Raw genomic sequence first — 26,951 nt, 5'->3', positions numbered from 1 at the left:
TTATTGATTTCTTCTGTTTTTAGAACAATCCTGTAATCTTTCCGGTCTCATCCACATCAATTCTTACTGCTGCCGGAACTTTCGGAAGCCCCGGCATTGTCATGATCTCACCGGTAAGAGCAACAATAAATCCTGCACCTGCAGAAATCTTCAGGTTACGAACCGTAACTTCAAAATCCGTCGGAGCGCCAAGTTTCGTCGGATCATCTGTCAGACTGTACTGTGTCTTAGCCACACAGATCGGGCAGTTTCCAAAGCCGAGAGCTTCCAGCTCTTTCGCCTGTTTCTGTGCCTGGGCCGTCAGTACGACACGCTTGCCACCATAAATCTTCTGAACAATCTGATTTAATTTATCTTCAATACTTCCCTCAAGTTCATAAGAATAAGAGAAATCATTCGGTTCTTCTGCGAGACGAATCACTTCTTCTGCAAGCTTCACACCGCCTTCGCCGCCTTTCGCCCATACTTCAGAAAGTGCAACATTTACGCCAAGCTCTTTACATTTTGCTTCAACCAGATCCAGTTCAGCCTTTGTATCGGTCGGGAATGCATTGATCGCAACAACACACGGGAGCTTATAAACATTTTTAATATTACTTACATGCTTCAGCAGGTTCGGAAGCCCTTTTTCCAGCGCCTCCAGATTTTCGTTATTGAGATCTGCTTTTGCTACACCGCCGTTGTATTTCAAAGCACGAACAGTTGCTACAATGACAACTGCATTTGGCTTGATTCCTGCCATACGGCATTTGATATCAAGGAATTTCTCTGCTCCGAGATCCGCACCAAATCCGGCTTCTGTGATTGCATAATCAGCCAGCTTCATTGCCATTCTTGTAGCAGTTACAGAGTTACATCCGTGAGCAATATTTGCAAATGGTCCGCCGTGTACAATGGCCGGAACTTTCTCAAGTGTCTGTACCAAGTTCGGTTTCAAAGCATCCTTAAGCAGTGCAGCCATAGCTCCCTCTGCATGAAGATCGCCTGCTGTTACCGGCTTCTGGTCTGCGATCTTTCCGTATGTGTATCCGATGATGATACGAGATAGACGTTCTTTTAAATCTGTAATATCCTTTGCGAGACAAAGAACTGCCATGATCTCAGATGCAACGGTAATGTCGTATCCGTCTTCACGAGGAGTTCCGTTCGGTTTTCCGCCAAGTCCGTCTACCACATAGCGAAGCTGACGGTCGTTCATGTCCACGCAGCGTTTCCAGGTAATCTTTCTCGGATCAATATTCAATTCATTTCCCTGGTAAATATGATTATCGATCATTGCTGCAAGAAGGTTATTCGCTGCGCCGATCGCATGGAAGTCTCCTGTAAAATGAAGGTTGATATCTTCCATCGGAACTACTTGTGCATATCCGCCGCCGGCAGCCCCACCTTTTACACCAAATACAGGTCCAAGGGATGGCTCACGAAGTGCAACCATAACATTTTTACCGAGCTTCTGCATACCATCAGCAAGTCCGATCGTAGTCGTAGTTTTTCCTTCTCCGGCCGGAGTCGGGTTGATTGCGGTAACAAGAATCAGTTTTCCATCCTTTTTATCGCTTTCTTTTAACAGATTGTAATCAATTTTTGCTTTGTATTTTCCGTACTGCTCTAAATACTTGTCATCAATGCCTGCCTTTGCTGCAATTTCAGTAATCGGTGACATCTGACATTCCTGTGCGATTTCAATATCTGATTTGAATCCCATGTTTTTCTCCCTTCTTCTTTTGCAGGTAAATGCTGCCAAAAATAAAATTTACTGTTATATTAGATAAATCGTCCTGTTAAAGAGGAACAAAAAAGGCAACACATGTAAAATACATATGCTGCCCAGACGGTCGGCGTTCCAGAATCCGGCTCCCCCGTGGTACTCCACGCTTTCTCCGTCAGTAGACCGGACTCTTCTTTAACTACCGTCATCGTATCATACTCACACAGGAAATGCAAGCCTAATTCTGCATTCTCTTATGAATCCTACCCTACTAATTTAATACTTCTACTTTGCAGGCATGTTTCTTCTGCTTTTTATTATAACTAATTCCAACCGCAAGAATTCTTCCTGCACATTTACGTTCTTCACCCAATTTCCCTGTAAAACGTAGAATATATTTTTTATCTTTAATCTGCCTGATTGCTTCATCGGGACTGTGATCTACCTTTAATTCCAAAATAATCCCATCCGCATCCCGATTTACCGGATAAAAAATAAAATCCACATATCCTACACCGGACTTATCTTCTCGTTCCACACGATAATTGTCTCTTGCTGATAAATATACAAGATTCACAACAGCTGTTAATTCTGTTTCGTCATTATAGCTTAATAACGGTATTTCCGTATCATGTGCAAGCTCCAGAATTTCTGCCATCGTTTCCGTATCTCCGGCTAATGTAGCTCTAAGCATTCGATCCGATTCTTTCGCCAATCGATACACATAACCCAATGAAGCTTCCTTTTTTAACATATCAGCAAATTTATCCATTAGCTCTTTGTTGGGAATCATAACTTTTCCATTTTCATATGTCAAAAATCCATATACCACCATCGCAGAAAATATTTCATCTCTTGTCTGCAAATTCATAGATGTCGCTGCATATTCCTGAATTTTTGCGGGTACCGGTATACCTGATACCATAAGTGCCAAATCTTCTCTTACATCAGCAATATTGTTTTCAATATAATAAAAAATTTCATCATATGGTCCTGAACTTGTCCAGTAATTGCCTGTATTATTATTAGAAAGTGATAACACGATTGAACGAGGATTATACAATCGTTCTCCTTTACGTGTATGATAACCATCATACCACTCCCGTAAATCATCCCTTGTAACCATCTTGGTTGATGCGCAATTTTCTATATAACGCAAATAAAGCACATCTACTTCTTCGTCTGTAAAACCAAAATATTCAGAAAATCTTTGTTCCGTCGTCATAGTAAATTCTGCAAACATATTCAGTTCAGAACCACTGGAATATTTGGCAATTGGTAAAATTCCTGTCATATATACAAGTGCAATGTACGGTCTGTCCTTCAAAAGATTTCTCAAGAATTGTAAATAGGATAACTTATCATCTTCCGTAACAAATTTCTGATGAAAAATAAAATCCCACTCATCAAAAACAAATACAATATTTATATCTTGTTTTTCGGCGTATATTTCAAGAAGAGTATCCCACACTGCATTCTGATCGTCTATTGGCATATCCGGATATTCTTTTTTCAAGTCCTTGATTAATGTTTCTTCAATACGATCAATATACTGTTTGTATGAATTACAATTTCGTGGCAAATCATTAAACATAATATGAATAACCGTATATTTATTAAGATATTTTTCATAATCTTTGTCCTGATAAATCTGCAAATTCTGAAAAACATCATTTGCTCTGTGTCCTTTTGAAAAAAAGGAAGCAACCATATTAGCCATGACCGTTTTTCCAAAACGCCTCGGTCTCGTTATGCATAAATAATGACTTCCTTCTTCCACTAAAGGGAACAATTCCTTTAACAACACAGTTTTATCCACAAAGTATGGTTTAGCCGTTTCTTTTTTGTATAGTGCGTAAGCATTTTTACTATTCACATATATACCCATCTATACACTTCACTTTCTATCTGATTCATTTATTACATTTTAGCATTTCCAATATCACTTGTAAATCGCTTTTGTATTGTATCCCCCGTCTTGAAAAGCGGAGCTGCCGCTGCTATCAGCGACATCTCCGCCTCTTCTTCAAAACACCTTATCTTAATTTGCATTACTAGCCGCAATCTTCACCTTACTCCACAGATTACTGATTTCTTTTCTCGTATTCTCATTGTAAACGAATACTTCGTCCAGTTCATAACCGCTTCTTGGAATGTATGCATCAATTCCTTCAAAATCTCCGCCTTCACCGGACAGATCTTCCAGCACTTCCTTATTTGCCGAAGTATATCCGACATAACTGGAGTTATCATATGCACCTTCATACTCACATACATGATTGATAAATGCATGTGCCAGCTCCGGGTTCTTGGCATTTTTCGGGATAACCATCGCATCAGACCACAGGTTTGTACCACTCTCCGGCAGGTAATATCCCATATCTTCATTTTCAGACATGACATAGGTCGCATCCCCGGAATAAATAAGTCCCAGTGCCTTTCTGCCCTGCGCCATGTTGTCAATGATCTCATCCATAACGATTTCAGGCTCCATGGTCTGTACACACTGTACCAGCCATTCGTAAGCTTTCTGAAGTTCATCCGGATCTTCCGTATTCATGGAATATCCGAGAGCCTTTAAAGCGATCATGAATTCATCTCTTTCTGAATCATAAAGATAAATATCTCCTTTATATTTCTCATCAAGGAAAATATTAAAGCCTTCTCTTTCCAGATCTTCCAGGTCTACTTTTGTCGTGTCATAAACGATGCCGACTGTTCCCCAGAAATATGGAATAGAGTACTTATTGCCCGGATCGTATGGCAGATTCTTCACATCGTCAACGAGATTATCCAGACAATCCAATTTCGAGTAATCCAGCTCCTGGAGATAATCCTCTTCAATCAGTCTCTGAATCATGTAATCACTCGGAACAAGGATATCGTAAGCCTCTCCGTTTGCCACCTTGATGTACATCTGTTCATTCGAATCAAAATTCTCCATAACCACTTTGGCACCGGTTTTTTCCTCGAAATCGGACAGAATATTTTCGCCCGTATACTCACCCCAATTGTACACATAAAGAGTCTGACCTTCAAACGGACGTGCATCTGCCTGTCTGCCGAATCGGAAGATTCCCACAGCAATCAAAATCACACAGACTGCACCGATCGCCGGAATCATCATCTTCTTTCGTCCGATATCCGCCTTTTTCGCTTTGCGGGCTGTAATCATCGGCACCACATTAATGACGAGAAGCGCGATTGTAATAATCACAACCACCAATGTTGAAATCGCATTGATACTCGGATTAACACGTTTACTCATGGTATACACCATAATACTTAAGTTCTTCACACCACTTCCGGTCACGAAATAGGAAATGATAAAATCATCTACAGACATCGTAAATGCAATCAGCGCTCCGGAAACGATTCCCGGTGTGATCTGCGGCACAATGACTTTTGTCAGTGCCTGCCACGGAGTTGCTCCCAGATCCATGGCCGCATCTGCCAGATTCGGATCCAGTGACCGGATCTTAGGCATAACGGACAGAATCACATAGGGAATACAAAATGCAATGTGTGCAAGCAGCATGGTCACATAACCTTTTTCCACTTTGAACGTGATAAATAAAAGCATAAAGCCAATCGCCGTAACAATCTCCGGATTCATAAGCGGGAGATTGTCTACCTGCTCCATCACATCCCGCACGATCTTCTTTGATTTGCTGAGCCCAATCGCTGCGATTGTACCGGCAACCGTTGATATTACCGTAGCTATTATTGCAATGCTAAATGTCGTATAAAGCGACTCCATCATATCCCTGGATTCCAGCATATGCTCATACCATCGCAAAGAAAATCCAGTGAAATGAGTAAGGGATTTTCCGTCATTGAAGGAAAAAATAATCATATATACGATCGGCAGATAGAAGAAAATGATCATCACTGCCATAAGTATTTTCCCGAAAATACGGTTGTTCTTTTTCATGATGACTTATTCCTCCTTTCCGCCCTGATTCCGGATTTCCACCTTACGCACAACCATCATCAGAAGCATCATGATCACTGCCATTATCATGGAAATCGCACTTCCGAAGTTCCATTCTCCGACGGTGATAAACTGATTCTCGATCAGATTACCGATCAGGAAGTACTGTCCGCCTCCGAGCAGCTTCGGAATAAAGAAAGAGCTGACCGCCGGAAGAAACACCAGTGTGATTCCGTTGATGACTCCCGGAAGTGAAAGCGGAAGCGTCACTCTCCGGAAGGTCTGTACCGGGTTCGCTCCCAGATCCGCACTGGCCTCCAGAAGCGAATGGTCCATTTTGCATAATGCCGTATTGATCTGCAGAATCATGAAGGGAAGGAAGTTATATACCATGCCCAGAAGGACGGCACCTTCCGTGTACAGCAATTCTTTTCCCCCAAATCCAAGAAAACTCGCAATTCTCTGAACCAGACCACCTTCACTGAGAAGACCGATCCATGCATAGGTTCTTACCAACATGTTGATCCACATTGGAATCGTTACGCAAAGCACCAGAATATTCTGGACCTTTTCGCTGCTCCGCGCGATAAAATATGCAATCGGATAGCCGATAAGAAGACAAAGTATGGTTGTTTTAACTGCAATCCAAATGGAACGCCAAAGTATAATCAAAAAATCCTGGTCGGTGAAAAATTTGACGTAGTGATCCAGTGTGATGGAAAATGAAATGATGGAATTTCCCGGTTCCGTGATCGAATAAAGTGCGATCAGAGCCATAGGAAGCACCAGCATCATTGCGGCCCACACAATATAAGGGATTGCAAGCTGTGAAAAGCGTTTCATTTAATATACCATCCTTGACATCACATGAATATCTTCCGGGAAGAATGTCAGTCCGACCTCCTGACCTACTTCCGAATAATCGGTCGTGTGAATCTTGAATTCACGTCCCGGCGTGGAGAATGTAATCTTGTAGATACCTTCTTTTACATTTTCCGGTTCAAAATCATAATCCACGCTGATGTCAATGCTCTGATCTTCATCACTCAGTTTCCAGCCCTGTGCATTAGCCCATGTCTTAATATCCGTATCCAGGGCCTGAGACTCTAAGATCTCATCTACCGTTTTCTGGAAATTGAATGCCATGATCGCTTCATTTGCCTTTTCATTTTTAACAAACGGCTGATTGACTACGAAAATCGTACGCTCAATACTGGTTCCGTTCGAGGTAGAGAATACAACCGGATACTGTCCTTCTTCCTCTTTCAGATCGTATTCAATTTTGGAAATGGAAATATAATCATCGGTCTCCGGATTCCATGCCTGTGCATTGGAAAGAGCGACGATTTCCTTGTCATCCAGATTCTGTACGTCTTCCACGTCCACATAGAAATTGTTGGCACTGATCTTTTCTTTTCCGTCTTCACTGGTCACATCATGGTTATGGATCACGCGCATATCGACCGTAACACTGGTACCCGGAACCGTTTCCACAATGATTTCATAGTGTACGCCTTTGAAGAGAACACTTAAGACTTCACCTGTCATCTTACCGTCTTTTACATCTACGATATCAATGTCTTCCGGACGGATGACAACATCGACTTTTTCGTTTTCACGGAACCCAAAGTCCACACAATCAAAGGTGATATCATCAAACCGAACTTTGTAATCCTCCAGCATAACTCCCGGAAGAATATTGCTTTCTCCGATGAAATTTGCCACATAACGGTTTGCCGGTTCATTATAAATCTCTTCCGGCGTGCCTACTTGCTGGATCTCTCCGTTTTTCATGACCACGATCTTGTCCGACATCGTAAGCGCTTCTTCCTGATCATGTGTTACAAAGATGAAGGTAATCCCTACTTCCTGCTGGATGCGCTTCAATTCGTACTGCATTTCCTTACGAAGCTTTAAGTCCAAAGCCGCCAGAGGCTCATCAAGAAGCAATACCTTCGGTTCATTTACCAGCGCTCTTGCAATCGCAACCCTCTGCTGCTGACCTCCGGATAGAAGGGTCGTATTCTTGTTCTCATACCCTTCCAGACCGATCAATTTGAGCATCTTCATGACTTTCTGCTCAATAACGTCCTTACTCATTTTCTTGATTTTCAAGCCAAATGCAATATTCTCATACACGCTGAGATGTGGAAACAGCGCGTATTTCTGGAAAACCGTATTCAGTTCGCGTTCATACGGCGGTTTCTGGCTGATCTCCTCACCATCAAAGATCACCTTCCCCTCATCAGCTTCCAGAAAGCCTCCGAGGATTCTTAAAAGTGTCGTCTTCCCACAACCGCTGGGGCCCAATAACGTCACAAATTCATTTTCATAAATGTCAAGGTTAACTCCTTTTAACACAATCTGCCCATCAAAGTTTTTCACAATATTGCGAAACTCAATCAGCTTCTTCTGTTCCATATCACCTTCTCCTTCCTAGAACATCGGTGGTGTTGTGATCCACAGCACCTTCGCGTCACTACTCCCATGATTGTACAAATAGTGGCTCTTTGTTCCGTCCATGTAGAAAGTCTCCTGCGCTTTCAGCTTATATTTCTTATTACCGCAAACCAGCGTCACGTTGCCTTTCAATACATAACCGAACTCTTCGCCCTGATGTGCCAGTAATTCATTACTTTTTTTATGTGGATGAAGCGTCAGCAAAATCGGCTCCATCTTATTTCTCAGCGCATTGGGGATAACCCATTCTATCGTGTAATCATCCTGGATGTCCTCAAAGAAATCCTGAGTTCCAAAGACGATCTGCTTTTCCTCTTCCTCGTGAAAAAACTCGGATAAATTGGTTCCAAGCGCCTCCAGAATGTCCTCAAGAGTTGCGATACTTGGCGTGGTAAGATTCCGTTCCACCTGGGACAGAAATCCCTTCGTCAGCTCGCTTCGCGATGCAAGATCACCTAATGTCAGGTCATTCGCAAGCCGCAACTCCTTCAGCTTCTTTCCGATATCCAAAATTACACCTCCCGTTTTATAATACTATACTTTTTTTTAAAAATTACCGAACAAATTACATTATACATATATGGTGGGGTATTGCAAGTGGTTTTGTGAAAAAAGGAGGGGAAATTTGTGTGAAAATGGGGGAGGGACGCCCAAGATTCCACCTGTCCCATGCAGGACTCGCTTTCGCTCGGGGGAAAACGCAGCGGTACTACGCTTGCAGGGGCGCCGCTAAATGCGGCTTCTGCAAGCAAGTGCCGGCGTTTTCCACGGTCCTGCATGGGACAGGTGGAACCTTGGGCTGGTAATTCTTCATTTTTACGCTTTGTGATTTCCTTAGATAGTAGTGTGTGTTCGGCAGCGAAAAAGAGAGCGTTTGCTCTCTTTTTTGGTTGCTTTATGGCACTGATTCTGCTTGCTCTGTGAGAAAAAAATATTTTTTTGTTTCGATGAAATTTATCTTCACGGAATAAGATGACTTTACCGGGCAATAATGATAAAATGTAAAATAACAAAAATGATGATTAAGAGGAGCCTTTATGGAATATCTAAAAGAAATAGGCAAGACAGGTATTAAGCCGGTTGTTTTAGAAGAAATCATAAATTTTGCACAAAAATACCAAATAAAACAAGTCATCTTATTTGGTTCCAGAGCACGTGGAGATTTTTACCGCGCAAGTGACATTGACCTTGCAGTGCACGGCGGAAATGTTATAGGTTTTACACTTGCAGCAAGGGAGGAGACTTCGACACTGTTGGATTTTGATGTAGTCGATCTAGATAAATCTGTCGACAAAAAACTACTAAATTCTATTGAAAAGGAAGGGAGGATTATTTATGAAAAAATTTGATAATTTTATTTCCAACCTTAATATTCTTTCCAAAGCTCAGAATGAAGACCTGACAAATGAATTTATCATCAGTGGTATCATTGATAAATTCTTTATCCAATTTGAACTGGGTTGGAAAGTTCTGAAAGAACTGTTGAGATATGAAGGGAAAAGCATTGCACTCACTGGTTCACCCAGGGAAATTATCAAGGCGGCTTATTCCATATATGATTTTCTTGATGAAGACATATGGCTTTCTATGCTGAAGTCACGTAACGATATGACACATATTTATAATGGCGAAGCCGCCAGAAACCTGGTCCAGATTATTATAGAAAGTTATATACCTGCATTTATATCCTTGAAAGAACATATTATGGAAAAATATGAGAATGTTTTAGAAGCGATTTAGACAGATGGGGAAGGGACGCCCAAGATTCCACTTGTCCCATGCAGGACCGTGGAAGTTTTGGCTGATACTTTCTTCATTTTTACTTTATGGAATTTCTTTGGTTAGTGAGGTTCTGTTAGATATTTCTCGATTCCCATCGTTTCAATATCCTCGATTTCGATACCATCCACACCACTGGAACCTTTGTTAGCTTTTACTCGTTTCCATGCCTCAGAGAGTACATCCTCACGATATAACAAAGGGAACACCGCGTATAGCGGCATTCCCTTGTTATATTTCACATCTTCTGCATATGTTTGTAAATTGAAATCGTATCATATTCCGGCGCGAAGTCCTTCATTACATTACAAATTCTTTCAATGACCGATACATCTTCCTCCAAATCCTCTGCGATCTGTTCCGGAGATTTATGTTTTTTAAGCTTTTTAGCTATCAATTCAAGTAAGCTTAGTTCTGCACCTTGCTCGATTCCCTGCTCGATTCCCTGCTCGATTCCCTGCTCGATTCCCTGCTCGATTCCCTGCTCAATTCCCTGCTCAATTCCCTGCTCAATTCCCTGCTCAATTCCCTGTTTAAGTCCCTGTTTAAGTCCCTCAGCCACTGCTGCTTTTCTCTTCATTTCCAATTCATCCGCAAACCATTCTTCATACAATTCTCTTAACGCATCACACATAACTTTCCGTTCCTCCTCGATCACTTTTCTGTTTGCCCGAAGAATAATATCCATCACAGCCTGATAATAAACCGATTCCTTCTTCATCTCATACCGGTCAAGCAGCTCCATGAATTCTTCTTTTTCTTTATAATCGTTCCTTATACTTTTCAACCAGAAATTATTTGTATCGGACAATTCCTTTGTCACCACTAATTGAATCGGGAACGCTGCTCCTGTCAGATAATATATTCCGCCCTCCTTTTTTACTATGTGCATATGCCATACTTTCTTCAGATGTTCTAACATCTTCCCTGGATAGGAATGGGCAACAAATGTAATTGTAATTTCTTCCGGATCTATTTCCATTACTTTATCCGTATCTGCCTGATAACGACAGGCATACCCAAATACATTATAGAAATCGTTAATACTGAGATAGTCTTCCGGCGATTTATATTCAATTATATTGTGCTTCCTGAATATTCGTCCAATATTCTTACGAATACGAATTCCGACATCCTTTTTGACAATCAGAACATCTATCTGCATCGGTTTCTTTCCCAGGAGGTGTTCCTCTTCTATTAGCAGATTATCCACATTTTCCTCAAGTTCAATTCTTAGCGCAGAGGCAAACGCTGAATGCCATTGCAGTTTTACTTCCTGCATCCATTTCTCCTTTCAGTATATTACACTATTTTTTTCGTGCGCAATAAAAACAATTAGTTACTTTCATTGCAAACTTTCTTGTGTTTTATACTGGTTTCTCCGCAATGTCACTCTCTAAAATAATGCTTTCCTGATTTTTTGATTACATTCAATATAAAAAATAGAACGACCGATGTCAATAGCCTTTTGCCAATCGATAAATAAAGTGATATTTCGATAAAATTCGACGTTTAAAACAGTCTACCACCACATTTTAGCGTATGCATGGCAAAAAAGATGAGAAGACCTTCACTTTCATGAAACTCTTCTCATCTTCTGAAAAGTCATCTACCAAATATTCTCTCTAGAATTTTTCTCTGTGGATCTTCTCCACCGGAAGTTTATCCAGCTCATATGCTGCTTTTTCTTCGTTCGGTACTCCTACCGTCAGGATTGCAAGGAGTTTATAATTCTCCGGATAGCCGAGAATATCTCTTACATACTCTTCTGTATCTCTTCCGTCATCTGCTTTACGGAGTCTTCCCTGTACCCAACAGCTTCCAAGTCCGAGGGCATGTGCCATCAAGTGCATGTTGCTCATGACTGCTGAACAGTCCTCAATCCATACATCAGAAGCATCACCGTTCCCGACAACAACGATCGCGCAAGCTGCTTCTTTCAGCATTTTAACAGAGCCTGCACGGCATCCGGCCATTTTCTGAAGAACTACTTTATCTTCAACTACGATAAAATCCCATGGACGGATCGCTTTACCGGATGCGGAAAGCATACCTGCCTGTAAGATTTTTGTGATATCTTCCTCTGACACTGCATCGTCTTTGTAGCTTCTGACACTGCGTCTTGTTCTCATAAGTTCCAGTAATTCCATCGTCTTCTACCTCTCTTCTTATCTTCTAATCTTGCTATTTTAAGATAGTTTGCAGCAATTCTCTCCTTTAATTTTATTTTCTTATTTCCAAATTGTCAATTTACAATATCGTTTCGATAGTGTAAACTTCTCTCTGGAATCGCTCTATAAATTGTGCTATGATAAGAGCAGAAAAACATATACGACAAATAGGAAATGTTAAGAAGTGACTACATCGGAACTCGTATTCTTATCCCCAAAATAAGACTGCGAGTTCCTTATGTTATTAGGGAAACTGCATATCCTATAAAAAAGTGTCTTCTGTAAATGTTGTACAGACCACATGACGAAAGGAGATCATTATGAAATATGACATTATTATTATCGGCGCAGGACCGGGGGGAATTTTTTCTGCATATGAATTAGTAAAGCAGAATGCTGATTTAAAGATTGCCGTATTTGAGCTGGGCAACCCGCTCGAAAAACGGCGCTGCCCAATCGACGGCGAAAAAGTAAAATCCTGCATAAACTGCAAAACGTGTGCAATCATGAGCGGTTTTGGCGGTGCAGGTGCATTTTCTGATGGAAAATACAATATTACCAATGATTTTGGCGGTACACTCTACGAACATATCGGGCGCAAAAAGGCAATCGAGTTGATGGAATATGTAGATGAAATCAACGTAACACACGGCGGAGAGGGAACGCGTATGTACTCCACAGCCGGAACCCGATTCAAAAAGCTCTGCATGCAGAACAAACTGAATCTTCTGAATGCTTCTGTCCGTCATCTGGGAACCGACATCAATTATGTGGTTCTGGAAAACCTTTACGCTGAACTGAAAGATAAGGTTGAATTCCGCTTCAATTATCAGGTTGACCGCCTTGAGATGGCAGACGGAGGTTATCGCGTATACTGCGGCGAACAGTTTGACGACTGCGAAAAATGTATTGTATCCGTAGGTAGAAGCGGTAGCAAATGGATGGAAAAAGTCTGTCGCGAAATGAAAATACCGACCAGCTCCAACCGCGTTGATATCGGTGTGCGTGTGGAAATTCCGGCTGAAATCTTCTCTCACCTGACCGACGAACTCTACGAAAGCAAGATCGTATACCGCACTGAGAAATTCGAGGACAATGTCCGTACCTTCTGCATGAATCCGAACGGAATCGTCGTAAATGAAAATACAAAAGGAATCGTGACCGTAAACGGACACAGTTATGAAGATCCCGCAAAGCAGACAGAGAACACAAACTTCGCCCTGCTTGTTTCCAAGCATTTCTCTGAGCCATTTAAAGACAGCAACGGATACGGAGAAAGTATTGCCCGTCTGTCAAATATGTTGGGCGGCGGCGTGATCGTACAGCGTTTCGGGGATCTGATCCGAGGAAGACGAAGCAATGAGAAACGAATCGAAGAAGGACTGGTGCGCCCGACACTCGCCGCAACTCCGGGAGATTTGAGTCTGGTACTGCCGAAACGAATCCTTGACGGAATCATCGAGATGATCTATGCTCTGGATAAGATTGCACCGGGTACCGCGAATGATGATACCCTTCTCTACGGCGTAGAAGTTAAGTTTTATAACATGGAAGTGGATATTGACGAAAACCTGGAAACGCCATACAAAGGACTGTATGTGATCGGTGACGGAAGCGGTGTGACCCATTCCCTGTCCCACGCATCCGCAAGCGGGGTGTATGTGGCAAGGCATATTGCGGAGACAGCTTAGAGCTAAAAACTTATAACAACTTCCAAAAAAGGGATGCCCTTTACCCAAAGCAGCATCCCTTTTTCTTACCTATTTGATAATTTCAAATAACATTCGAAAAATCCATTTCAAAATCTTCAAATATTCCAGCCTTCACCATATCCGAGAAAGAAAATTCTTTTACGTCATCGTTCTGGAAATTGTACACCGTAATTCTGTTTCTCTGTCTATCAACGATCCAATATTCCCTGACCCCAGCCGTTCGATACTTGAACAATTTTATCATATAATCCATACGCTGGCTCCCTTGCGAAACAACTTCAATAATCCAGTCCGGTGCTCCCAGGCAGCCTTTTTCGTTCAATTTATTTCTATCACAGATAACAGCAATATCCGGCTCAACATAATTTTTATCATTTTCATTCAAAAATACGGCAAACGGCGCAATATATGGCTTACATGATCCATGATTGGAACGTATATAATTTGAAATTTCTCTGTATAGTTCCCCGACTATTTCCTGATGTTGTCTATTCGGAGGCGCCATCATATAAATCTGCCCATCAATCAATTCCGCCCTCTGCCCTTCCGGTAAATTGTAAATATCTTCAATCGTATAGATCTTTTCACTCGCTAACGCCATACCATATCCTCACTTTCCATGCCATCAACTGACAAACGGCATAATATATGTAACCCATATCCAACTGCAGGGCATAACAAGTATCATCGCAGGTATCATATCCGCTGTCGGAAACATTTTCACTTTAATCATACGAAAACCTGTAGCAAGAAGAAGGAATCCGCCGCAGGCCTTGAAATCATTGATCATTGCAGGCGTCGTCAGTGGATAGATGATCCCTGCCAACAAAAATATCAAAAAGAAAATGAGAAACTGCGGAATTGCAATAACGGCCACCACGCCTCCCAGAATGCAGGCAAAAATCAAAGCCGTGAAAAAATCCAAAATCGATTTTGCTATCAAAATGCTGTGATCGCCGTTCATACCTGAAATAATGGAACCATATATACCGGTTCCGCTGGCGCAGAACAAAACGATTACCGTGACAAGCGTATCTTCAAATTCCTTTTCCGATAACCCATGATTTCCGGATTTCATAAACTTTCCGATGATCGTTTCCATTCCTTTTGACGCTTTGTTAATCTTCTCTCCAAGATGTATGAGCAATCCGAACGATGTTCCAAAAATCACTGCAAAAATAACTGCGGGCATGTTCTCCATCAGTGCAATTGAGCTGATGCCCATCCCCATAGCGCAAATGCCGAAGATCATATTTAACTTTTCTTTGAAATCAGCTGAGAGTCTGTTTCCCGCTATCATCCCCACAATACCGCCAACGATCACAGAAAGTGAATTGGCAATAATTCCGATTGGCATATACGTTCCTCCTTCCTGTTTCCACACTGAATATGCAACTCTAAATTCATGATAACAAACCTTTCTTTTCAAATCAAGTAATCAGATCAAGCAATCATATCCAGAATCATTTTCCTATCGCATCACATACCCTCTGTACTCCGTAGGAGTCATTCCGACAAGCTTTTTGAATGTTTTCGTAAAGTAACAAAGATCCGGAATTCCGCAATACGCCGCCACCGTCTGAATCTGCATATTGGTAGAGTTAAGCAGAAAGATTGCCTGGTCAATCCTCTTTCTTGTCACGTATTCTGTCAGGGTGAGACCGGTCTCTTTCTTAAACAGGGTTGACAGATAACTGGGATTCACTTCCAGAAGCCGTGCCTGCCTGCTGAGGCTTAAGTCCGCGGCCAGATCGGAATCAATATTGATCATCACCCTTCTTATAACAGGAGAATATCCCCGAAGAGAATGATTCTTTACAAGAAGTGTATATTTTCTCACCATCTCTTTCATCAGCAAAGTCACCCCTTTTTCGGAAGTCTGAAGTTCGATTTTCTTTGCGAACTCCGCTGAGACTTTGTCGATATGGAATGGATGTACCGCGCAATTTTCCACCGTTTTTCTCAAGAGTGTGTTTGTGATGATCGCATAATTCTTGGCATTTCGTGTCCGGTCCGCCACCCGCTGTTCTACCGTCTGCAGGTTGATCCGGCCAAGATACATCTCGATCTTATGGAGCTGTCCTTTTGCAACTGCCTGAAGCATTTCATTTTCTGACAGATATTTTTCTTCCAGATTCTTCATTTTCATCTGCAGTTCATCCGGAGCTATGAAAACCTTCTCCCTCTTCCCGGCATCAGGAAGGATCTCCGCTCCTCCGATTAACTCCTGCATTGTAAATGCATCCCTGGATCCCCAGATATTTTCCGCAAACACATTTACCAACATAAAAAGCGTGCTGGAATCCACCACGATCGGAACAGATTCATAACAGTCCTTAAATGCCGGATAGAGACTGGATGAAACATGAAATTCCTGCGCTTTATTTAAGATTGCATCTTCGGTCCACGGGTTCATCGTATAAGGTCCGATGACCATATAAGACGGCACTTCGGTGTCCGGAAGCAGCATGATGATAAAATTAAACAGAAATTCATCAAACACTTTGTAAATCGTGTTTGGCTTGCAGGAAGAGAAAAAACGATACGCATATTTTTCATAATCGATCAGCTGAAACACAATTTTGCGTATTCCGCCTGCCATTTCTTCCACTTCCCCATACGGCTTTTTGAAAATCCTGACTTCAAGCTGCATATTTTCCATGATATCTGTAAAAAATTTTAGAGTAGCATCGTATTTCATTCTCATTCTTCCTTCCATATTTTGTCTTACATTCCAATTATTGTATATATTTTATTATTTTTCAACATAATATAAAAATATTACAAATTCAGCAAAGATATTACTCACTGAAATTTCGGATATCCTTTAGGATAAGCATTACAAATAAATCTTTAAACAAAGGAGAGAAAACGAATGAACAAAGAAAAACAGATTCGTCCCTTTGGCTGGCGGGACAAGGTCGGCTACCTGATCGGTAACCTCGGTAACGACTTCACATTCACATTTGCCAGTGTATTTTTGATGGTGTTCTACACAAAAGTACTTGGAATCAGCCCGGGGCTTGTAGGAACCCTGTTTGTTGTAGCAAGGGTCGTTGATGCATTTACCGATGTAACGATGGGGCGTATTGCCGACAAGGCAAAGCCTGCAAAGGACGGTAAATTCAAACCGTGGCTGCGCCGTATGTGCGGACCGGTGGCACTTGCCAGTTTCCTGATGTATCAGACTTCCATGGCCAACGCGCCGATGACGCTGCGCATCGTCTATATGTTTGCCACCTACCTTCTCTGGGGCAGCATTTTTTACACCGCGATCAATATTCCTTACGGTTCCATGGCTTCTCTGATCAGTCCGGAAGCAGATGACCGTGCAGCGCTTTCTACCTTCCGAAGCCTTGGTTCTGTAGTCGCAAATATTGCTGTGGGCATCGGCGCTCCGGCCATTTTGTATGCTTCCGACGCGGCAGGGAATCAGATTGTAAAAGGTGAACTTTTCCCGATCGTTGCCCTTGTATTTTCTATTCTTTCTATTGCCAGCTACCTCGTCTGTTATTTTATGACAACAGAGCGTGTAAAAGCTGTTCCTGCAGAGAATGTAAAGCAGGTGGGATTTATTGATACGGTAAAAACATTGGTCACCAACCGCGCACTGATTGGTATTGTCATCGCTTCCATCTGTATCCTTGCAGCCCAGATCCTGAATCAGTCCATCAACCAATATCTGTTCATCGATTATTTCAAGGACAAGAGCGGCGTGATGGTCATGAATGCAGTCAGCATGCTGCCCGGTATCATTCTGGCACCGGTCGCTGTCCCGCTCAGCCGTAAGTTCGGGAAGAAAGAACTTGGAATCTTCGGAAGTCTCAGCGGCGCGATTGCCTGTTTCCTGCTGTTCCTTATGCGGACCAGGTCCATGTGGACTTACATTATCATCAATGTCATCGGTTTCCTTGGATTCGGTGTGTTCAACCTGATCATGTGGGCCTTCATCACCGACATCATCGACGACCAGGAAATCCGCACCGGAAGCCGCGAGGACGGAACCGTTTATGCGGTATATTCCTTTGCGCGTAAGCTGGGACAGGCCGTTGCCGGAGGGCTTGGAGGATGGGCTCTCGGATGGATCGGATTCGATTCTGCGGCCCAGGTGCAGACCGAAGCTGTTGTACAGGGTATTTACAATATTGCAACCTTGATTCCTGCTGTATTATACCTAATTGTAGGACTCAGCTTGATCTTCATCTATCCGCTGGGCAAGAAAAAAGTACTGGAAAACATCGAGATTCTAAAGGCGAAACAAAGCGCCAATTAGGAGGAATATAACATGAGACAGATTCTGAATTTTAATACCAAATGGGCATTTTCCAAAGAGGCAGACTCCGTACCGGAACACATGCCCGAGCGCTGGTACTGGGTGAATCTCCCGCACACCTGGAACGCGATCGACGGCCAGGACGGCGGAAATGACCTGTATCGCGGAACCGCATTTTACGCAAAAGAACTTGAAAAATCAGAACTTCCGGAAGCAGACCTGTATTATCTGGAACTCTGCGGAGCCAACTCTTCTGCTTCCGTCTATGTGAACGGCAGGAAGCTGGCAAGTCACGACGGCGGATACTCCACCTGGAGAGTCAACATCACGGACGCTCTGAAAGCCAAAAACCTGATCGTAATCGAAGTCGATAACAGTGTAAATGACACCGTCTATCCACAGCACGCGGACTTCACATTCTACGGCGGCCTGTATCGGAATGTCAATATCCTTGCCGTAAGCAGTTCCCATTTTGATCTGGATTACTTCGGCGGCCCCGGCATCCAGGTAACACCGGAGGTTACCGGAACATCTGCAAATGTAAATGTAGAAGTATTCGTGACAAATAAAACAGATGCCCAGCAGATCCGCTATACGATAAAAGACGCAGAGGGAAATGTCGTTGCCGAGACAACATGCGCCGATACTGCCGTTTCATTTACGCTGGAAAACGTACATTTGTGGAACGGAAGAAAAGACCCGTATCTCTATACGGCAGAAGCTGTGCTGGAAGAAAACAGAACGGATCTTGACAATGTGTCCGCACGTTTTGGATGCAGAACCTTCCGGATCGATCCGGAAAACGGATTCATTTTAAATGGCAAGGAATATCCACTGCGCGGCGTATCCCGCCATCAGGACCGATGGGGAATCGGAAACGCCCTGCTTCCGGAGCATCACGAAGAGGATATGGATCTGATCTGCGAACTCGGAGCGACCACCATCCGTCTGGCTCACTACCAGCATGACCAGTATTTCTACGATCTCTGTGACGAGAGGGGAATGGTCGTATGGGCAGAGATTCCGTACATCTCCACCCACATGCCGAAAGGACGCGAGAACACCATTTCCCAGATGAAGGAACTGATCGTACAGAATTACAATCATCCGTCCATCTTTGTGTGGGGACTGTCCAATGAGATCACTATGGGCGGCGAGTCCGATGAGGATCTTCTTGAAAACCATCGGATCCTGAATGATCTGGTTCACGAAATGGACAAGACACGCCTGACCACCATCGCATGTCTTTCCACCTGCAGCATAGACGATCCGTACATCCAGATCCCGGACGTAGTATCCTACAACCACTATTTCGGATGGTACGGCGGAAATACTTCTATGAACGGGCCGTGGTTTGATAACTTCCACGAAAGACATCCGAACATTCCGATCGGCTGCAGCGAGTACGGCTGCGAAGCACTGAACTGGCATACTTCCAATCCGGATCAGGGGGATTACACAGAAGAATATCAGGCATATTACCATGAAGAACTGATCAAACAGCTTTACACCAGAAAATATCTGTGGGCAACCCACGTATGGAATATGTTTGACTTCGGAGCAGATTCCCGCAACGAAGGCGGTGAAAACGGACAGAACCACAAAGGCCTTATCACTTTTGACCGCAAATATAAAAAGGATTCCTTCTACGCTTACAAGGCATGGTTATCCGAGGATCCTTTCGTTCACATCTGCGGCAAGAGATATGTGGACCGTGTAGAAGATGTGACAAAGGTAACCGTCTACTCCAACCAGCCGGAAGTCGAACTGTTTGCAAATGGAGTCAGCCTTGGAAAGCAGACTTCACCGGAACATTTCTTCTATTTTGAAGTTCCGAACAGTGACGGAACAACGCTGACGGCGATTGCAGGGGAATGTAAAGATGAAAGTTTCCTTCGCAAGGTGGAAGTATTCAATGAAGACTACCGTCTGAAAGAAAAGGGGGCCATCCTGAACTGGTTCGATATTACTGCACCGGAGGGATATCTCTCACTGAATGATAAACTGGAGGATATTCTGAAAGCCGAAGGCGGAAAAGCGCTATTTGCCGCTATGATGGAACAGATGGCAGGCGGGCAGCAGGCAGCTTCCATGCTTAATGAAGCTACTATGCAGATGCTCGGAAGCTTTACCCTTCTTCGCATGATCAGCATGGCAGGAATGACCGGCCTGACCGTGACGAAAGAACAGCTTCTGGCTTTAAATGAACAGTTGAATCAGATTAAGAAATAAGAATTCAAAACGTGCCGTGACAAGATTGTATTTCCTGTCACGGCACGTTTTTTGCAAAATCAGGCAGAACAAGATCGGTCAAATTTCATACCTCATCACAAAAACATATTCAACTTTACCGGCATCCTCTTCTTTTTCTCCCACGTCTTCACCATCTGCTCTTTTAGAAACTCAATAAAACCGGATATCTTCCTCGTGTTATCGTAAACAGCCAACGCCATGTAATATGTCCTCTTATCTTCACTGTAAAGAATCAGTGGCGGATAATCATGAGTCATAAGATAATAATTCAGAAGCGTTCTTCCCACACGCCCATTACCATCGGCAAAGGGATGGATCTCCTCAAAACGTAGATGCAGATAAGAAAATACACAATCATTATATTTCCGAACCTATATAAGACTCCGCACCCTCAACCTTTCTTGCAGTTCCATAGCATCCGTGAAATTCCCATTTCGAACATCCTTCTTCCGAAGCACCACCTCACGCATCTCACCTGTCAAATGAAAATAATTGTCACTGAATATCGCATCCGCATCCTCAAAGTCCAGCTCTACAAACGGTGCAAATACGTCACTTGTCACCTGCAAAATATACGCATCCTCTTTTTCCTGCACCTGCACCTCAATCTCCGGCTTTTTCAAATCCAGATATTTATTAGGCAAAAGTGTCTCCACCTGTTTTACTACATTTCCGTCCTCAAACCGGAAATGCCGTCTCATTTTCTACAAACAGGCTTATAATTTTTTCTTCTTTTACAAAACTTGCCATCATCGGCGCGAAGAAGCGGCGTGCCATGTATTGAAGTGCCTTCCACCTTCCAAAATAATTGATGGAAGACCAGGAGGCAACCGGCCAGTAAAAGGTATCTCCGGCATATTGTTTCATAATCCGGGGAACTACATATTCAAACAGCTTAACATAGTCGGCTTTCAGTTGCTTTGTTTCCCTCTGGAACTCTGCCCAGTGATCCCACGCAGATTCAATCTCATTATTCCCACACCAGAGTCCCAGACACGGATGCAGTTAAAAACATATCTCTGATTAAAAACAATATCATTTTTGCCAAAAAAATCCCCCACAGTGCTATCCACTGTGGGGTTTCATCATCTCAATGATTAATTATGTTTTCTCTTTTTATCATAAATAACAACGCCTGTACCCAATACTCCTGCAAGAGCAATTGTAGTAACCCAAAGAGCTACGTTGCTTTCATCACCAGTCTTCGGTGCTTTTTTAGCTGTATTATCTACTTTAGTCTTTACGTTTGTTTTATCTGTAGTTGCCGGTTTGTTCTGATTATTGTTATCTGCCGGTTTAGCAGGATCTACCGGTGTAACCGGATCTACCGGATCAACCGGATCAACCGGATCTACCGGATCTACCGGGTCGACCGGATCAACTGGATCTACCGGATCTACCGGATCTTCCTTCGGAAGCTTGTCGATCGGTCTTGTTTCTTCTGCATCACATCTGGTGCAGTGTCTCTCTTCTTCGCCCTCTTCTTCCGTTGTAGGCTCTTTCACTACTTCCCACTCTGTCCAGTCATGTCCTAATGGATCAATTACTTCTGTTTCTTTGTGACCGCAGCAGATACATTCTTTCACGCTGGATCCTGGTTCTGTACAGGTCGGTTCTGTAATAACAGGTTCTCCATAGATGCATCTGTGTTTCATGGTAACTGTCACAGTATCAACTTTTTTAAGTACTTCCTGCGGGCATGTATTGATAAAATAATATCTTCCGCCTGCAAGGTTAAGAGCTCCAATGCTTGAAGTAACTGATGTAATCGTCTGACATGGGCACTTCGGAACTAATGAAATGCTGTATCTTCCAGCAACAGCGTCTGTATACTGTACAGATTCAGTAGCAAATAATAAATCATCTACTGTCTTTCCTTCCAGTGTTCCGTCTTCCGGAATATCTGTTACCTTAACATTTACTGTTGTCTGATAGCATCCACCATACAGATTTGCACGGTATGTTGTTACTGTTTTTGAAAGCGTTTCGTCTTTAGCAAGTGCGGTCGTAGAAACGAGTCCGATTGCAAGACAAGTCGTCAGCAACAAGCTGACTAATTTTTTTCTCATATAAATCCTCCTTTTTTTCTGTCCCCTTATTGGAATCATTCATAATATTTTGTAGACTTCTCCACGATTTATATCATCGTATCACAGTGCAATACTATTTGCAACACCTTTTACACTATTATGTAAATTTTGTGAAATTTTACCACTTCGTTTACTGTTTAGACACATAATAATTGCATAATAATTATTTCTGTTTGTACGAATTGTCCGTATTTCCCTCAATGCTTTCCCCTTTCGGAACAAGCTGAATCTGGATGGCTTCCAGTCGGTATGAATAACCTGATGTTCCTGCCGGAAGTCCATTTTTAGTCCATCCCATCCAGCCGAGGTTTTGAGCATGGACACGATAATAAACGTCATAATGTTTAGCCATTTCTCCTGTCAGTCTAATTCTAATCGCTTCCAGGCGCTTAGACTTTCCGGATGTCCCGCTCGTAGCACCATTGGATTTCCATTCGTTCTCGTCTGCAAGTTCCCAACCGATATCCTGAATGTGGGTTGTGTACTGAATGCTTCCACTATACTTCTGGTTCTCCAATTTAATCTGGATCGCTTCCAGACGTTTCGATTCGCCGGATGTTCCACTTACAGCACCATTCATTTTCCAGCCCTGTTTCCACCCATAATCCTGAATATGGGTTTGGTAAGATATCGTTTTCATCACATAAGGTTTATCCGTTTTCCCAGGTGCCTGAGCTCCCTTTTGAATCAAAACAATTTCAATCGCTTCGAGGCGTTTACTAAGTCCACTCGTTCCGGCTTCCTCACCATTTTTTGCCCAGTCTAACCATCCATAATCCTGTGCATGTACACGATAGTAAATATCATATTTCTCTTCCAGCTGTCCTGTCAGCCTTATGCGAATAGCTTCCAATCGTTTGGATTTTCCAGAAGTACCGCTAACCTCTCCATCCTCTTTCCAATCCTCTTCACTTTTATTCTCCCATCCAATATCTTGGATATGGGTTGTATATTGAATTGATCCATTATACTTAGAATCTGCAATTCGGATCTGAATAGCCTCCAAACGCCTGGATTCTCCCGAGGTTCCGCTGGTTTCACCGTTTATTCTCCATCCCTGTGTCCATCCATAATCCTGAATATGGGTTTGATACTGCACACTTGCGCCAGTAACCGTTACAACACAGGTTGCTGTTTTCCCGCCTACGGACGCTGTAATCTCTGTAGTTCCGGCTTTTCTTCCCGTCACCTTTGCAGTTCCGGCATCACTTTCCACGGTTGCTATATCCTCATTGTTGCTTTTCCAATCAATTTCTTCAGGTTTCTCTGCCACAGGATCGCAAACAGCTGTTAAAATAATGTTTTCACCCGTTTCCAGACTGCATTTAGTATCACTTAGCGAAATGCTTTCTGCCGTGAGGACTGGAAGTTCTTCCGTTATCTCACTGCCACATACAGTACAGACAGCTTTCTGAAGTCCATTTTCTTTATAGGTTGATTCCTTCACCGTCTGCCATTCTCCATACGAATGCTGACTGGTCGCCGGAACCACCACTTCTTTTTTATCCGAAGCAGAACCGACTTCATTTCCATCCGCATCTTTAACCGTCGCAACAGCCACGTAAACATCCTTTCCCGGTTCGCTGCAAGTAGGAAGAATGCTTTGTTCTTCATCCTTTGTCACAACAGCTTCCAGATCCTTGTTCACATCCCCGCATTTACTGCAAGTCACATCCGCCCGGACAGCAGTGTACCCATTCACTATTCCGTCATCGTCAGTGCTCTCTGTCCATGTAAAGGTTCCCTCGTATTGATGCTGACCCGCTTCACACATAACCGGAATCGCATAATCTTCCGAACTCATAGGATAGGACTGATAAAACTCATCTGTTGCATAGTCTTCATCTCGTGTATGATTCGGGAAATTCGCTTCACACTTCAGGAAATATTTGTACGTCTCTTTTCCCGCATCCCACGTTGTATCCAGATTATAATACAAATCATTCAGCTCTACAATATTCCATCCGTGTGTCTCCGAACTGGTCTTTCCCGGAATCAGGCGGTTATCAACTCCAAGTTCCAACGCCATCCGGTAAAACAATACCGAATATCCCTGACATACTGCCTTTCCATCTATCAGAGCTCCATAAGCAGAAAACTGGAGCCTATAGTCTTCATCGTTCTTGTGTTCATCATCATACTCGACATGACTGCAAATATAATCATAGATTGCCCTGACTTTCTGATAATCACTCTTATTATACACATTTAGTTCATCCAGGACTTCATGCGTGCGGGCAGTAACTGCCTCTTCTTGTTCTGCGTTCGTATTATAAACGGGTGTAAACACAAAGTTCATTCGACATACATTGCCCAATGTTTCTTTGGTTCCTCCGACTTTCACATTCTTAAAACATGCCAGAAGATAATCTCCTTCCGTCGGATTTCCGGTATGTTTGCAGGCAAGCTTTATGATTTCTGTACCAAGACCATTCACATACGCCTCTGCCTCATAATAGACCTTGATTGTTTCCTGTCTTTGCTTCATTCCTTCCCGCAGGATGGCAGCACATTCTTCCTTAGAAGTCAGATATTCTATTTCCTCATTCGCATAGGAAGATATAGAACTATTTCCAGCCTCTTCCTGAAGATCAGATTCCTGATTCTGATTCTCATATAACGGATTCACGTACATTTCAGAAATAATGTCATCCGCATACCGCGTGTTGGAATGATCATTCGCAAATGTAACGAAACTCTGAGTGGAGATCACTGCAATTGCCAGAAGAAATGCTGTAAATCTTTTTATACTTTTATTCATAATAAATCACTCACACTCCCTTTTCATATGATTATTTATGTTATCACATGACCCAAGTTCTTATCAAGTAGCATTGCCAAAAAAGGACTGCTGTTTTCACAGCAGTCCTTTCTGTTGATTTAAGCATTATATCCAGTCAATCACCAATACTATTTTTTCTTGCTGAATGCATTTTTAGTCGTTCCCGGAGCAGGTCCATCCTTTTCTACCAGTACGATCTGGATTCCTTCCAATCTGTAAGCATATCCTTCTGTTCCGGCAGGTTCGCCATTCTTTGCCCAACCCATCCATCCAAAGGACTGTGCATGTACACGATAGTAAACATCGTACTTCTTTTTCATTTCGCCTGTAAGCTGAATTCGAATAGCTTCCAGTCTCTTAGACTTTCCGGATGTTCCACTAATTGCATTATCAGATTTCCATGACGTCTCCCATCCAATATCCTGAATATGTGTCTTATACTGAATGCTGCCACTATACTTCTGATTTTCAAGCTTAATCTGGATTGCTTCCAGTCTCTTAGACTTTCCAGTTGTACCACTTGTTGCACCATTACTCTGATAGCTCTGCCATCCGTAATCCTGTACATGAGTTCTGTAACTTACTGACTTAAATATATATGCCGGATTCGTTCCTTCATCCTTAGGAGCCTCATCTCCATCTTTGACCAGCATGATTTCGATTGCTTCCAATCGTTTACTGAATCCTGCAGTTCCGGCTTCTTCGCCATCTTTTGCCCAACCGAGCCATCCATAATCCTGTGCGTGTACTCTGTAGTATACGTGATATTTTTCTTTCATTTCGCCTGTGAGACGGATTTTGATTGCTTCCAATCTCTTAGACTGTCCTTCTGTTCCAGAAGTATTTCCATCTTTCTTGAAAGACTGCCATCCAATATCCTGAATATGAGTACTATACTCAATACTTCCTTCATATGGACTACCTACAAGCTTGATCTCGATTGCTTCAAGTCTTCGAGATTCTCCTGATGTTCCACTCATTTCACCATTTGTCTTCCATACATCTTCCCAACCATGATCCTGTACATGAGTTCTGTACTGAACACTTGGTGTAGCCAGAGGAGCAATCTTATTTGTTTCTACCTTTCCACACTTAGAGCAAGTTCTCTGTTCCTCGCCCGCCTCTGTTTCAGTAGGTTCTTTTACGGTTTCCCATTCAGACCAATTATGGCCGGTAGCCGCTTCAGTATAGAAAGGCTGTTCGGTTTCAAACCTTATCGTTTCATCATACTGCACTTCAGCGATATATGTTTTTTGTCCAGGTTTATCACAAGTTGCAGGTATCGTACTGCCTTCTTTCAGCCTCACATTTGCTTGAATACCTTTATCACTGAAATCACATCTCTTACAGGTTAAATCCAATGTTGCAGTATAAGGTACTTCAGCATTCATATCCTCTGCCTGATCCCAGTTCCAATTAGTATTATAATCGTGACCTAATGGCTTATCAGTAACAGTTTTTTCATCTTTGTATGTTACTCCTTCATACTTTGCTGTAGCAGTGTATATAGTTGTTCCTGCGACTGTACATGTTGCATTGTTGGTTTGATATTCAATCTTTACAACATCTTCTTCATTTTCTTGGTTTTCAATTTTTACCTTTTCTCCGCAAGATGTACATGTAAGTTCCAAAGTTGCATTCTTGTAGTCTTCTGACCATGTCCATGTTTCATGTTCCACATCATTGCCATCCTCTACATAGGAATGACCCTGGGCCTTCACTGTGTCAACTTTTTCATTATTAGTATAAGTTTCTCCATTGAAGGTTGCTGTTGCCTTATATACTGTTA

Annotated in this window: 21 protein-coding genes, 2 pseudogenes and 1 riboswitch; of the genes and pseudogenes, 5 read left to right on the top strand and 18 right to left on the bottom strand. The window is 42.6% G+C overall.

Annotated elements, in window-relative coordinates; genetic code table 11:
- Positions 1–19: 19 nt before the first annotated feature.
- The 6 genes and pseudogenes from ACTNBF_RS06950 to ACTNBF_RS06925 all read right to left on the bottom strand — a co-directional run bounded on the left by ACTNBF_RS06950 (position 20) and on the right by ACTNBF_RS06925 (position 8,612).
- Positions 20–1,705 carry a formate--tetrahydrofolate ligase gene (locus ACTNBF_RS06950; RefSeq protein ID WP_427805978.1) on the bottom strand — a complete coding sequence of 562 codons (1,686 nt, stop codon included), beginning with the start codon at positions 1,703–1,705 and terminating at the stop codon, positions 20–22.
- A gap of 113 nt (positions 1,706–1,818) precedes the next feature.
- A riboswitch (ZMP/ZTP riboswitch) is annotated at positions 1,819–1,901 on the bottom strand.
- A gap of 78 nt (positions 1,902–1,979) precedes the next feature.
- Positions 1,980–3,596 (bottom strand): AAA family ATPase, encoded by a 1,617-nt coding sequence (locus tag ACTNBF_RS06945; RefSeq protein WP_441024994.1) that lies wholly within the window; start codon positions 3,594–3,596, stop codon positions 1,980–1,982.
- A 153-nt stretch (positions 3,597–3,749) separates the two neighbouring features.
- Positions 3,750–5,642, bottom strand: coding sequence for an extracellular solute-binding protein (locus ACTNBF_RS06940; RefSeq protein WP_441088933.1), 1,893 nt, complete (start codon positions 5,640–5,642; stop codon positions 3,750–3,752).
- A gap of 6 nt (positions 5,643–5,648) precedes the next feature.
- The gene (locus ACTNBF_RS06935; RefSeq protein ID WP_427805982.1) at positions 5,649–6,485 is read right to left on the bottom strand and encodes an ABC transporter permease; all 837 of its coding nucleotides are present in this window, start codon (positions 6,483–6,485) and stop codon (positions 5,649–5,651) included.
- 504 nt (positions 6,486–6,989) lie between these two features.
- Positions 6,990–8,063: pseudogene (locus ACTNBF_RS06930) on the bottom strand (ABC transporter ATP-binding protein); the annotation flags it as partial.
- Positions 8,064–8,078: 15 nt separating this feature from the next.
- Positions 8,079–8,612, bottom strand: a complete 534-nt coding sequence (locus ACTNBF_RS06925; RefSeq protein WP_427820567.1) for a helix-turn-helix domain-containing protein — start codon at positions 8,610–8,612, stop codon at positions 8,079–8,081.
- Positions 8,613–9,139: 527 nt separating this feature from the next.
- Between ACTNBF_RS06925 and ACTNBF_RS06920 the strand changes: the two genes are divergently transcribed.
- A complete protein-coding gene (locus ACTNBF_RS06920) occupies positions 9,140–9,451 on the top strand; it encodes a nucleotidyltransferase family protein (RefSeq protein WP_427805984.1) in 312 nt (103 codons plus the stop codon).
- The gene (locus ACTNBF_RS06915; RefSeq protein ID WP_427820566.1) at positions 9,438–9,842 is read left to right on the top strand and encodes an HI0074 family nucleotidyltransferase substrate-binding subunit; all 405 of its coding nucleotides are present in this window, start codon (positions 9,438–9,440) and stop codon (positions 9,840–9,842) included. The genes ACTNBF_RS06920 and ACTNBF_RS06915 overlap by 14 nt, the downstream gene beginning before the upstream one ends.
- Before the next feature lie 101 nt (positions 9,843–9,943).
- Here ACTNBF_RS06915 and ACTNBF_RS06910 read toward each other — a convergent pair whose 3' ends face one another.
- The 3 genes from ACTNBF_RS06910 to ACTNBF_RS06900 all read right to left on the bottom strand — a co-directional run bounded on the left by ACTNBF_RS06910 (position 9,944) and on the right by ACTNBF_RS06900 (position 12,031).
- Positions 9,944–10,105, bottom strand: a complete 162-nt coding sequence (locus ACTNBF_RS06910; RefSeq protein WP_441088932.1) for a hypothetical protein — start codon at positions 10,103–10,105, stop codon at positions 9,944–9,946.
- Between the two features lie 14 nt (positions 10,106–10,119).
- Entirely contained in the window at positions 10,120–11,163 is a 1,044-nt protein-coding gene (locus ACTNBF_RS06905; protein WP_441088931.1) for a 3-isopropylmalate dehydrogenase, read from the bottom strand.
- A gap of 343 nt (positions 11,164–11,506) precedes the next feature.
- The gene (locus tag ACTNBF_RS06900; protein WP_427805987.1) at positions 11,507–12,031 is read right to left on the bottom strand and encodes a nitroreductase family protein; all 525 of its coding nucleotides are present in this window, start codon (positions 12,029–12,031) and stop codon (positions 11,507–11,509) included.
- Positions 12,032–12,372: 341 nt separating this feature from the next.
- On the opposite strand from ACTNBF_RS06900, the gene ACTNBF_RS06895 reads away from it, so the two are divergent.
- Positions 12,373–13,743 (top strand): NAD(P)/FAD-dependent oxidoreductase, encoded by a 1,371-nt coding sequence (locus ACTNBF_RS06895; protein WP_441088930.1) that lies wholly within the window; start codon positions 12,373–12,375, stop codon positions 13,741–13,743.
- An 82-nt stretch (positions 13,744–13,825) separates the two neighbouring features.
- Here ACTNBF_RS06895 and ACTNBF_RS06890 read toward each other — a convergent pair whose 3' ends face one another.
- From ACTNBF_RS06890 to ACTNBF_RS06880, 3 genes are all read right to left on the bottom strand, one after another.
- Complete coding sequence (locus ACTNBF_RS06890) at positions 13,826–14,365, bottom strand: Uma2 family endonuclease (protein WP_427805989.1); 540 nt, start codon at positions 14,363–14,365, stop codon at positions 13,826–13,828.
- A 24-nt stretch (positions 14,366–14,389) separates the two neighbouring features.
- Positions 14,390–15,121, bottom strand: coding sequence for a DUF554 domain-containing protein (locus ACTNBF_RS06885; RefSeq protein WP_427820560.1), 732 nt, complete (start codon positions 15,119–15,121; stop codon positions 14,390–14,392).
- A gap of 114 nt (positions 15,122–15,235) precedes the next feature.
- Positions 15,236–16,465 carry a helix-turn-helix domain-containing protein gene (locus ACTNBF_RS06880; protein WP_427805991.1) on the bottom strand — a complete coding sequence of 410 codons (1,230 nt, stop codon included), beginning with the start codon at positions 16,463–16,465 and terminating at the stop codon, positions 15,236–15,238.
- Between the two features lie 174 nt (positions 16,466–16,639).
- On the opposite strand from ACTNBF_RS06880, the gene ACTNBF_RS06875 reads away from it, so the two are divergent.
- Entirely contained in the window at positions 16,640–18,037 is a 1,398-nt protein-coding gene (locus ACTNBF_RS06875) for an MFS transporter (protein ID WP_441088929.1), read from the top strand.
- 12 nt (positions 18,038–18,049) lie between these two features.
- The gene (locus tag ACTNBF_RS06870; protein ID WP_441088928.1) at positions 18,050–20,269 is read left to right on the top strand and encodes a glycoside hydrolase family 2 protein; all 2,220 of its coding nucleotides are present in this window, start codon (positions 18,050–18,052) and stop codon (positions 20,267–20,269) included.
- A gap of 95 nt (positions 20,270–20,364) precedes the next feature.
- On the opposite strand, the gene ACTNBF_RS06865 is transcribed toward ACTNBF_RS06870, so the two are convergent.
- From ACTNBF_RS06865 to ACTNBF_RS06840, 6 genes and pseudogenes are all read right to left on the bottom strand, one after another.
- Positions 20,365–20,628, bottom strand: a complete 264-nt coding sequence (locus ACTNBF_RS06865) for a Fic family protein (RefSeq protein ID WP_441088944.1) — start codon at positions 20,626–20,628, stop codon at positions 20,365–20,367.
- A gap of 33 nt (positions 20,629–20,661) precedes the next feature.
- A complete protein-coding gene (locus tag ACTNBF_RS06860; RefSeq protein ID WP_441088927.1) occupies positions 20,662–20,991 on the bottom strand; it encodes a glycoside hydrolase family 2 protein in 330 nt (109 codons plus the stop codon).
- The gene (locus tag ACTNBF_RS06855; RefSeq protein WP_427820557.1) at positions 20,969–21,157 is read right to left on the bottom strand and encodes a hypothetical protein; all 189 of its coding nucleotides are present in this window, start codon (positions 21,155–21,157) and stop codon (positions 20,969–20,971) included. The genes ACTNBF_RS06860 and ACTNBF_RS06855 overlap by 23 nt, the downstream gene beginning before the upstream one ends.
- Before the next feature lie 230 nt (positions 21,158–21,387).
- Positions 21,388–22,359, bottom strand: coding sequence for an LPXTG cell wall anchor domain-containing protein (locus tag ACTNBF_RS06850; RefSeq protein WP_291818514.1), 972 nt, complete (start codon positions 22,357–22,359; stop codon positions 21,388–21,390).
- 184 nt (positions 22,360–22,543) lie between these two features.
- Positions 22,544–25,141 carry a transglutaminase domain-containing protein gene (locus tag ACTNBF_RS06845; RefSeq protein WP_441088926.1) on the bottom strand — a complete coding sequence of 866 codons (2,598 nt, stop codon included), beginning with the start codon at positions 25,139–25,141 and terminating at the stop codon, positions 22,544–22,546.
- Positions 25,142–25,290: 149 nt separating this feature from the next.
- Positions 25,291–26,951, bottom strand: a pseudogene (locus ACTNBF_RS06840) (hypothetical protein); the annotation flags it as partial.

The organism is Bariatricus sp. HCP28S3_A4, from assembly GCF_052066395.1.
In the GTDB taxonomy this organism is placed as follows: Bacteria; Bacillota; Clostridia; order Lachnospirales; family Lachnospiraceae; genus Allocoprococcus.
Note: the sequence above shows the minus strand (reverse complement) of the source record. Positions and strands in the feature narration are given on the sequence as shown.